This window comes from Streptomyces sp. bgisy027 (assembly GCF_057710365.1).
The window spans coordinates 38,144-48,735 of sequence record NZ_JBYIVZ010000071.1 but is presented as its reverse complement, the minus strand read 5'-3'; the positions used below and the strand labels follow the sequence as shown (position 1 = coordinate 48,735).

Sequence of the window (10,592 nt, the reverse complement as noted above, 5' to 3'; positions counted from 1 at the left end):
GGTGCCTGGGACTCGCGCTTGCGAAGTTGTACGGGTGCACCCAGGAGATGGAGCTGCTCGAAGGGGCTGTGCGGATGGCACGGGAGGCAGCAGCACTCACGCCTCGCAGCCACCCCAACCGTCCGCAGACCCTCTCCACTCTAGGGGGCGTGCTCCGGCTCTGGTGCGCACGGACAGGGGAGTTGAGTACTGCTCAGGAGGCGGTTGAGGCTCTGCGTGAAGCGATCGCCACCACACCCCGTGATCACCCGGAGCGCTGTGATCGGCTGAACAACCTGGGGGCGGTCCTTCTACGCGTGTCCGAGCACACCCGAGAGAAAGGTGCAGCCGAGGAAGCAGCACGGGTTCTGCGGGAGGCAGTAGCCAGGACACCTCGCGACAACCCCGAGCGCTCTGATCGCCTGGGCAATCTGGGGGAGGCCCTGCTACGTGTCTCCGAGCACACAGGAAGGGCAGACGGAGCCGAAGCGGCAGCTGATGCCTTACGCGAAGCACTATCCGCCACAGACCCGGACGACCCGGGGCGCCCCCAGCATCTGGGCAACCTGGGGGCGGCCCTCATGCGCATGGCTGAGCACTCCGGACAGAGGGAGGTGTGGGACGAGGCAGTGCTGCTACAGCGAGAGGCGGTGGCCATCACCTCTCCGGACGACCCTGATCGTCCCGCGTACCTGTACAACCTGGCGAGCGCACTCGTGCGCATGGCTGAGGGCACCGTGGACACGGCGGTGGTGGAGGAAGCGGTGCGCCTCCATCAGGAGGCCGTGGACATAGCGCCTCCGAACGCTCCCCAGAGTCCCATGTACTGGAATGGCCTCGGATCTTCGTTGGTGGCGCTCTTCCAACACACCGGGAAAGTGGAGGTGTTGGAGGAGGCGGTCCGAATTCACCGGGGGGCCCTGGCAGTTACCCCCCACGACCATCCAGATCGACCAGTACGTCTCAGTAACCTCGGATCTGCTCTCCGAGAGATGTCGGACAGAAGCGGGCAGATGACAGTGCTGGAGGAAGCCGTCGGAGTATTGCGAGAGGCGACGGTTACCACTCCCCACGATCACCCCGCCCGCCCCTACCACTTGAACAGACTTGGGATCGCGCTCGACCGTCTGTTCCAGCGCACCGGCCGGATGGCGCTGTTGGAAGAAGCGATTGACGTCCTACGGCAGGCTTCCGAGACCGCCCCCCGCAAGCACCACGGCCGCCTCTCGCACCTGAACAATCTCGGGACCGTTCTTGTGGACCTGTTCAGGAGCACTGGGCGAATGGAGGCGCTGGAAGAGGCCGTCGGGGTCTTGCGGCGGGCCATCGAAACGGCCCCCGATGACCATCCCACCGTTTTGTTTAGCCTCGGGACCGCCCTCCTGAGCCTGTTCAGGCGCACTGGGCGAATGGAGGTGCTGGAAGAGGGGGTCAGGCTCTTACGGACGGTTGCAGCCAGTGTTCCCGACGATCACCCGACCCGACCCGTTCACTTGAACAATCTCGGGTCCGCTCTTCTTAGCCTGTTTGAGCGCACTGGACAGACGGAGGAGCTGCGAGAGGCGGTTGACGTCCTGCGGGCGGCCGCCGAAACCGAAGCAGACAACCACCCCAATCGCCCCATGTACCTGAATAGCCTGGGGACCGCTCTCAAGGACCTGTACGAGCGTACGGGGCAGTTGGAGAAGCTGGGCGAGGGGATCGAGTTCTTGCGGGAAGGCGCGGAGACCGCCCACCACGACCACCCTATGTGCTCCACGATCCTGTTCAACCTCGGGACAGCTCTCGAAAGCTCATTCGCGCGAACCAGGCGTACAGCCGTCCGGGAGGAGGCACGCGACTGCTACCGCCACGCCGCAGACAGCGCCACAGGTTCCACAATCAACCGTATCGAGGCGTACAGGCACCTTGCGCGCATGGCTACGGACCCCCAGGACGCACAAGAGGCGTTGTGCGCTATGGAATCGGCCATCGACCTGCTGACCGCCCTCGCTCCGGGGACTCTCATCCGTGCGGACCGCGAGCATCAACTCGGCAAAGTATCGCAACTGGCAGGTGAGGCAGCCGCGGCGGCACTGACCGCGGGCCGCCCCGATCAAGCTGTGGAACTGCTGGAGCAAGCTCGCGGCATCCTAGCCGCCGAGACCCTCGCCACGAGAAGCATCGAAACGGCTCGGCTCCGAGAGCAGCACCCCCATCTGGCAGACGAACTCGACCGACTGCGCAACCGACTCGCCATTTTGGATCGTCCCCACTCGGCGCCAGCAGAAGCCCCCGCGGTGCCCTCGCTCGAGGGATCTTGGAATGAAAACCGACGCCTGGCCGCAGAGCGCCAGGAGGCGCACCAGGCTTGGCAAGACCTGGTCGACCATGTTCGCGGACTCCCAGGCTTCTCGGACTTCTTGCAGGCACCTTCCGTCGACCAACTCAGGCGTCACGCGCATGACGGACCAATCGTGATCACCATCGCCACCCGAACCCGCTGCGACGCCCTCATCCTCACCGATACCCCCGGCACTCCGGTCCAGGTTGTCCCCCTGACCAGCCTGAGCTACCTCGCCGTCCTCGAACACGTGCTGCGTCTGCGCGAGGCACTACGCGCCACTACCGATCCCCATCTCCACCCAGCGGCGCGAGCCAAGGCACAGCAGGACATCCTGGCCACCCTGGGCTGGCTTTGGGACACCGTCGCCGAACCCGTCCTGACCCACCTCGGCCACACCGCCGTTCCGGCCCCGGGCGAGCCTTGGCCCCGCGTGTGGTGGTGTCCCGTAGGGGTCATCGCCGACCTCCCCCTCCACGCTGCCGGCCATCACGCCGAAAGCCCTGACGCCCCGATCGGTCGGCACACCGTCCTCGACTATGTCGTCTCCTCCTACACCACTACCGTGCGTGCCCTGGGCCACGCCCGCTCCCGTCAACTTGATACCTCTGACGTGGCGACGCTGATCGTTCCAGTCGCAGACGCCCCTGGCGCCACCCGGCTCGGAGCCGGTTACGAGGCTGCCGCGATCACCGCTGTTGTCCCGCACGCTCATTTGCTTGCCGAACCCACGCGCGACACCGTCCTCCAGGGCCTGCCCAATCACCAGATCGTCCACTTCGCCTGCCACGGCTACGTCGACTTGGACGATCTCGCCAACAGCCACTTGCTCCTCACTGACTACGCCACCAGGCCACTCACCGTCGCCGACATCCGTGACTTGAACCTAACCGCAGCTCTGGCCTACCTTTCCGCCTGCAGCACGAGCGTCACCGCGCCTCGTCTGGCCGACGAATCCCTGCACATCACCGGAGCTTTCCAGCTCGCTGGCTACCGGCACGTCATCGGCACACTGTGGCCAATCGACGACCGCACTGCCACCGACGTCGCCACCGACTTCTACGCTTATCTCACTGACAACGGCGCTGCTCAGGTCCAAACCGATATGACCACCCATGCCCTGAACTACGCCGTTACTCGTCTGCGAGCCCGTTACCCCAACACTCCTACGCTGTGGGCCGCGTACACCCACACCGGCATCTGAACGGGGCCCGTCTCCGGTACCGCCGATCAGCCTGAATGAAGATCCACCATCGTGAAGTCTGCCCTTGCCGAATACCTCATCCACGCAGGTGGGATCGGGTTTCGGCGTTGGCCGAGGCCGATCGAGTCGCCGGTGTCGCGCGGCGCCGGTTGGCGCGGCACGATGATCGGTCGTGCTGCTGAGACTGGCGTACCTGGGTGTGACGAACGCGTTCGCGATGCTGCGACTGCTGCCGATGAGCGACCGGGAGAAAGATGCCGAGATCCTGGCCCTGCGCCACCAGATCGGCGTTCTGGAACGGCAGCTGGACGGGCAGCAGGTCCGGTTCCACGCGAGCGACCGGGCGTTTTTGGCGTCGCTCCTCCATGGCCTGCCACGGGAAGTGCTGCGCCGGATGCGGCTGCTGGTGCGGCCGGACACGGTACTGCGCCAGCACCGCAACGTCATCGCCCGCCGACACGCTTCCCAGTCCCGGCCGAAGCGCGGAGGCCGGCCCCGCACCGTGCACTCGATCCGGGCGCTGGCGCTGCGCCTGGCCAGGGAAATCCACGTTGGGGCTATCGGCGCTTGCACGGTGAGCTGCTCGTACTCGGGGTGAAGGTGGCAGCATCCACGGTCTGGGAAATCTTGAAGGAGGCCGACGTCGACCCGGCGCCCGAGCGCGCCTCCAGCACTTGGGCGGACTTCCTGCGCTGGCAGGCCGACGCGCTCCTGGCGTGCGATTTCTTCGAGGCCGTCACTCTGTCCGGGGCCCGCTTGTACGTGTTCGCCGCGATCGAGCACGCGAACCGCCGGATCCGGATCCTGGGCGCGACCGCGCACCCGACCGCGTCCTGGGTGGTCCAGGCTGCGAAGAATCTCGTCATGGACCTCGAGGACGCCAGCTGCCGGGCTCGCTATCTGATCAGGGATCGGGACGGGAAGTTCCCACGGCCGTTCGACGAGGTGCTCAAGGACGCGGGTATCGAGGTGGTGCTCAGCGGCGTCCGGATGCCGCGCATCAACTCGATCATGGAGCGGTGGGTGCGGACCTGCAGGCGAGAGCTGCTGGACCGTACGTTGATCTGGAACCAGCACCATCTCCTGCACGCCCTGCGCGAGTTTGAGACGTTCTATAACGAGCACCGGCCGCACCAGGGTCTTGCGATGCCCGCCCCTCCACTCACTACCCGCTCCGATCGAGGCCCCGGACCGGATCGCCCATCTGGACATACGACGGCGAGCGCGACTCGGCGGCACCCTCCACGAGCATCAACATGCTTCCTGACCAGCATGGAGGAGGTATTCGGCAAGCGCAGGGTCCACGAGCCCCTGGCTCCGCCCACCGATCCCGGAGGTCACCAGGCCGTTGGCACGGTCGATAAAGAGGACAACTCCGTTTCCTTCGCGACCTGTTCGGCGATGAACCCGTTGGTGGACACTGTGCTCACGCATCGGGTGGGGGTGAGACCTTGGAGTGGCAGGCGCTTCTATCCGGTGCGCTGAGTGTGCTGGCTCCCGGGCTCGCGGGCGAATACGACCGACACCTCGGCGGGGAACCGCCAGGCTCGGGAGTTCTGGCGCGTGTCCGGGCGAAGTACGAGGCCCTCGGGCCACCGCCGGACAGGGTGGCGGAACAGCACCTGCCCCGGGGCTTCGGCGGTCGCGCCGACAACCTGCGGAAGCTGGCACGCGAGTACGCGGCCCAGGGCAGCCATGCCTTGGCGGTCCGTCTGTTCGAGCAGGCGCACGAAACGGCGCCCGCCGATCCCGACGCCCTGACGGAACTCGCCGACGCGCTCGCCGCCGCCGGCCGCCCGGCCGAGGCGGAAACGACGTTCCGGCGGGCGCTGGCCATGACGGCGGACCGCCCGGTCGCCCTTCGCCCCCTCACCGGGCTCGCGTGGCTGCTGCGGTCCCGCGGCAGGGCCGAGGAAGCCGATACGCTCCTTCGCCCGGGTCTGACGCAGGAGCGTCTGCATGAGGTGATGGACGCACTCGGACCCCCGGGGACTCCCGCCGCATACCGGCGGGGTGCGGAGGCCGCGGCACGGCCGCGGACCGCGACACCCGAGGCCGAGGCGGAGACCGTGGCACCAGAAGGCCTTGCGGGGGATGGGACGTCCGCCGCACCGCCTCGGGAAGCAGCTGCGGCGTTTCTGGAACCCGCTGGCCGGAATCAACAGCCGGATGGCTCGGACGTGCGCCTCCTGGAGGCCGAACGCAGCGCTCTCGAGCGCTCTGTCGAGAACCTTCGCGCCCTCGAACGCGAGTATCGGGCGCGGATGAAGGCATTTCTGGAGACCCAGTTGGGACAGTTGGACGGTCTGGACGCGGATCCGGAGCCGGAGGGACCCCCGCGTGTTCGGGAGCCGATTCTCGTGGGCTCCTCCACCTGGTTCTCGGATGCGCCCGACGAATTCGAGTCCCCGGGCGACGCCGGGGGATCGGGCCGGCATCGCTTTCGAGCTCAAGAAGCCTCGGCGACAGGATCTTTCGCCGTGCCGGACCGGCCTCCGGCCTCCTCAGCGGAGGACATGACGCCGTCCGGGCTTCCCCGCAGGGTCCCGCGCGCGAATCCGATTGCCGGTTCGGGCCCTCCAGGCGAAGTGCAGCACCCACTCCTGAACGCGTACGGCGAACAGGAGCCCTTGCGCCGGGCTCCCGCGGACGTGCGGGGACGGTTGACCAACCTGCGTCGCGGCATCGAAGCCATCAGGCGGCGGGAGGCACAGAGCACGTCGTCCGCGGCGCCGCCGCCCGGCGCATCGCTGAGCAGGCCGGAGAACAGTGGGGAGGAGGAGAGATAGTGGCCCGTCAATCGGCCAACCGCTGGAACGACATGCTCCCTCCGCCCAAGGCCGCTCAGGAGTGGGAGGCTCTCAAGCCTGGGTTGGCAGCGGAGATCTTCCGGGAGTCGCTCGCGGAGGAACGGCACCGACGCCGGATGGAGACGTTGCGCGCCGGTACGAAGATCCTCGGCCAGTTCCTCGCCCTCGGTTCGGTCGGGCTCATGGTGCTCTTCGCCAAGTACGCGCTGGACGCGGGCGAACCCATCGTCGCGGGCTTCGCGATAGGAGCACCGTCCGTCTCGCTCGCCGTCATCTTCGCCCTGTCACGTGCACCGGGGAGGCGGCTGGAAGAAGGGGTCGCGCGTGCCTCCCACCGGGGCATCAGCGCCGTGTCCGCCGCTCAGGGAGCTCAGCCAGGTATCCCCGGCCAGGCGCTCCCACCGCCGAGCATCTTCCCTCAGCCAGCTCCGGCACCGGCACCGGGCCTCCTGGCGCAAGCGACTCCGCCACCGGCCGACCCCGCCCAGACGATGTAGGCCGATTCTCGGCACACATCGAGTGGAGATCGGACATTGCGGGTGCCGATAAATCATCCACCCAGGTGGAGGCCTTGATCGACTGGCCTTTCAGGCCGCGCTCGTCAACAACTCCGATGTCTTCACGTGGACAGACGCGGACGGCATCATGATCTGTCGTGCTGCTGCGCCTGGCCTACCTCGCTGCGACCAACACCCGGTCGCTCCTGCGCCTGCTGCCAATGAGCGACCGGGACAAAGACATCGAGATCCTTGCCCTGCGGCACCAACTGCTCGTACTGCAACGCCAGGTCGGCAAGCCAACGTTCACAGACCGCGCTGTCCTCGCCGGCCTGCTCCATCACCTCTCGAGAGAGAAGCTGCGCCAGCTCCTGCTGCTGGTACGCCCGGACACGATCATGCGGTGGCATCGCAACCTGCTCAAGCGACGACACGCAGCCACCTGCGTGCCGAAGCGGCGCGGACGCCCGCCCACGGTCCGCTCCATCCGCGCCCTGGTCCTGCGCCTGGCTCACGAGAATTCCTCGTGGGGCTATCGCCGGATCCACCGGAAGCTCGCGGTGCTGGGCATCAAGGTCGCCGCCTCCACCGTCTGGGAGATCCTCCGCGAGCACGGCATCCCACCCGCGCCCGAACGGCAGAGCACGACCTGGGCCCACTTCCTGCGCAGCCAGGCCGGCGCGCTGCTCGCCTGCGACTTCTTCGAGACCTGCACCCTGACCGGGGCGCGTCTGTACGTCTTCGCCGTCATCGAGCACTCCACCCGGCGCATCCGGATCCTCGGCGCCACCGCGGACTGGGTCGTGCAACTCGGACGCGGTCTCCTCATGGACCTGGAGGACGCGGGCAGCCAAGCCCGATTCCTGATCCGCGACCGCGACCGCGACGCGAAGTTCACGCAGGCTTTCGACGCCCTGCTGGCCGACGCCGGACTGACAGTCGTCACCACCGGCATACAAATACCCCGAATGAACTCCATCGTGGAGCGCTGGATACAGACCTGCCGCAGCGAGCTCCTGAACCGCACCTTGATCTGGAACCAGAACCACCTCCTTCATGTGCTCCGCGAGTTCGAGACCTTCTACAACTGCCATCGGCCGCACCGAGCGCTGAACCAAGCCGCACCACTCCGATCGCTACCCGAACCGATCAGCGTGCCGGCGCAGAGCAGGTACCTGGAGGTCCGCCGACGAGACCGACTCAGCGGAATCCTTCATGAGTACCGACGTGCCGCGTGACCAGGCCAGATTTATCGGCATCCGCAACTTCGTCCGGTGGGCGGCGGTGATCTGTGTCACCTGCGGTGGGGCGCAACCTTCTGATGGTGCCGGAAGTCTCGTTTCCGGCCGCCCCGTTGTCTGGGCACGGTGCGTCATCCGGTCTCGCTCTCACACAGCAAGGACGTCACTGATCCGATATGGGTAGACCTCGATACCTCTGGGGTGCAGCTGTTCTGGCCACGGCGGGGATAGCCGGTGCGCTCGTCGTCCAAGGAGGCGTCGGCTGGCCGGCGGACGCCCCGAGCGGGGACAGTAAGGCCTCTCCGGTCCGCAGCCAGGTCCGTACGGCCGCGCTGAAGATCACCGACCAGGGTGCGGGGGCCGCGCTGACGCAGCGGGACACCGAGCGGTTCAGCATGCTCGGCGTCACCTGGACCGACCCGTCGGCCCGGATCACGGGGACCGTCGAGGCGCGTACCCGTGCCGTCGGGTCCGGGCGGTGGTCCGACTGGCTGCGGTTGGACGGCGACAGCGGTCAGGGCGAGTCGGCGGCACAGCGCGGCGGCACCGAACCCGCCTGGGTGGGCCTCTCGGACGGCGTGGACGTACGCGTCACCGCGGGCGGAAAGACGTCCGGCACCCTGCCTGCAGGGCTGCGACTGGACATGATCGACCCTGGCGGAGTCGGTCCTTCGGGCGACATGGAGCCGGCGGGGTTCCAGGCCGACGCCACACCGGAGACGACGCCGTCCACGGACCCCGGCGACTCGCAGACCAGCGAGTCGCCGACCGTGGAGAACGCCCCGAGTTCCACTGGCTCTCCGAGCGACGACACCACCGTCGGTCCCACTGAGCCCGAGACGTCGTCCGCCCCGGCGCCCACGAGCGAGGCACCGACCTCGTCCGCGCCGCCGTCCTCCTCCGCGTCGCCCTCCACGTCCGCGAGCCCGAGTGCCACGGTGCCCCCGGCGCCGCCGTCGACCGCCCCGCGCCCGGCCATCACCTCGCGTGCCGGATGGGGCGCGGACGAGTCCATCAGCCCCGAGGAACCGGGCTATCTGCCGGGCGGGAAGATCAAGGCAGTGGTGGTGCACCACACCGCCGAGAGCAACGACTACACCTGCGCCGAGGGCCCCGCTGTCGTGCGCGGCATCTACGCGTACCACGTGAATACGCTGGGCTGGAAGGACATCGGCTACAACTTCCTCGTCGACAAGTGCGGCACCGTCTATGAGGGCCGAAAAGGCGGCGTGGACCAGCCGGTGATGGGCGCCCACGCCTACGGCTTCAACGCCGAGACCACCGGTATCTCCGTCCTCGGCACCTACACCGACGTGGCGCCGAGCGAGGCCGCTTTGGTGTCGGTGGCCAAGATCGCGGCGTGGAAGCTGGGCCAGTACGGCGTGAACCCGACCGGCACCACCACGCTCACCGCGGGCGCGGACAGCACCAACTACTTCCGCAAGTCCTGGACCAAGGGCACCCATCTGAGCTTCCCGGCCATCCACGGCCACCGCGACGGCTACAACACCCAGTGTCCCGGCGACCAGCTCTACGGCAAGCTGGCCACGATCCGGAGCTGGGCCGCCGGGCCGGTCACAGGACTCGCGATCAAGTCGGTCACCGGCGCGGGCCTGTCGGGTACGACGTACTACACCAAGGCCAGCATCACGGTGAACTGGTCGGCCACCACACCGTCCTCGCTGATCTCGAAGTACGAGCTCCTCGTGGACGGCCAGACCGCGGCCACGGCCGCGGGCACCGCCACTTCGGCGAAGGCTACCCTGTCCGTGGGTACCCACCAGGTGCAGGTCCGCGCGACCCACCAGTCCGGCAAGACCGCCACCTCCCCGATCGCCACGGTCGTCGCCGAGACGACGGCCCCGACGTTCACGACGAAGCCGAGCCTGGCCCTGCGTACGGGGACGGTGAACACCACAGCGGTACCGGTGAAGCTGAGCTGGAAGGCGGCCGACAATGCCGCGCTGAAGGAGGTCAGGCTGACCGCCCCGGTCACCGCGACGTACGGTCCGACGACCACCGCCGCCAACCGCACCGCCAAGTCCGGCACGGCGACGACCTGGTCCATGACGGCGTACGACCAGGCGGGCAACACCGGCTCGGCCTCCGTCTCCCGTACGCCGGTCATCCTCCAGGAGTCCGCGGCCACCAAGTCCGGGACCTGGACGACGAAGTCCTCCGCCAGCTACCTCGGCGGCAAGTCCTACTCGAGCTCGGCCAAGAACGCCTCGCTGACGTGGACCTTCACCGGCCGTTCGGTGGCCTGGGTGGTCTCCCGGGCCGCCACCTCCGGCCAGGCGTACGTGTACGTCGACGGCACCAAGACGGCCACGGTCGACCTGAAGTCCTCGACGACCAAGTACCGGGATGCGATCTGGACCAAGACTTGGTCGTCGAGCGCCAAGCACACGATCAAGATCGTGGTCGTCGGCACCTCGGGCCGCCCAACGGTCACCACGGACGGCATCGTGTACCTCAAGTAGCGCCTCAGGCCGCTGTCGTCCATATTGCCGAATGCCGGAAAGCAGTCACGCAGGC

5 protein-coding genes and 1 pseudogene are annotated in these 10,592 nt (G+C 67.7%); all 6 read left to right on the top strand.

Annotated features, from left to right (window positions below):
* Positions 1 to 992 precede the first annotated feature (992 nt).
* The 6 genes and pseudogenes from AC3ETA_RS43130 (at position 993) to AC3ETA_RS43105 (ending at position 10,537) form a co-directional block, all read left to right on the top strand.
* Positions 993 to 3,506 carry a CHAT domain-containing protein gene (locus AC3ETA_RS43130; RefSeq protein WP_432198375.1) on the top strand — a complete coding sequence of 838 codons (2,514 nt, stop codon included), beginning with the start codon at positions 993 to 995 and terminating at the stop codon, positions 3,504 to 3,506.
* 172 nt (positions 3,507 to 3,678) lie between these two features.
* Positions 3,679 to 4,773, top strand: a pseudogene (locus AC3ETA_RS43125) (integrase core domain-containing protein).
* A gap of 184 nt (positions 4,774 to 4,957) precedes the next feature.
* A complete protein-coding gene (locus tag AC3ETA_RS43120; RefSeq protein WP_432198374.1) occupies positions 4,958 to 6,295 on the top strand; it encodes a tetratricopeptide repeat protein in 1,338 nt (445 codons plus the stop codon).
* Positions 6,295 to 6,813: a hypothetical protein gene (locus AC3ETA_RS43115; RefSeq protein ID WP_432198373.1), complete on the top strand. Its 519-nt coding sequence runs from the start codon at positions 6,295 to 6,297 to the stop codon at positions 6,811 to 6,813. Before AC3ETA_RS43120 ends, AC3ETA_RS43115 begins: the two co-directional genes overlap by 1 nt.
* 158 nt (positions 6,814 to 6,971) lie before the next feature.
* Positions 6,972 to 8,051 (top strand): integrase core domain-containing protein, encoded by a 1,080-nt coding sequence (locus tag AC3ETA_RS43110; RefSeq protein WP_432198372.1) that lies wholly within the window; start codon positions 6,972 to 6,974, stop codon positions 8,049 to 8,051.
* A gap of 179 nt (positions 8,052 to 8,230) precedes the next feature.
* On the top strand, positions 8,231 to 10,537 hold the full coding sequence (locus AC3ETA_RS43105) for a peptidoglycan recognition protein family protein (protein ID WP_432198371.1): 2,307 nt from the start codon (positions 8,231 to 8,233) through the stop codon (positions 10,535 to 10,537).
* The last annotated feature ends 55 nt before the right edge of the window (positions 10,538 to 10,592 follow it).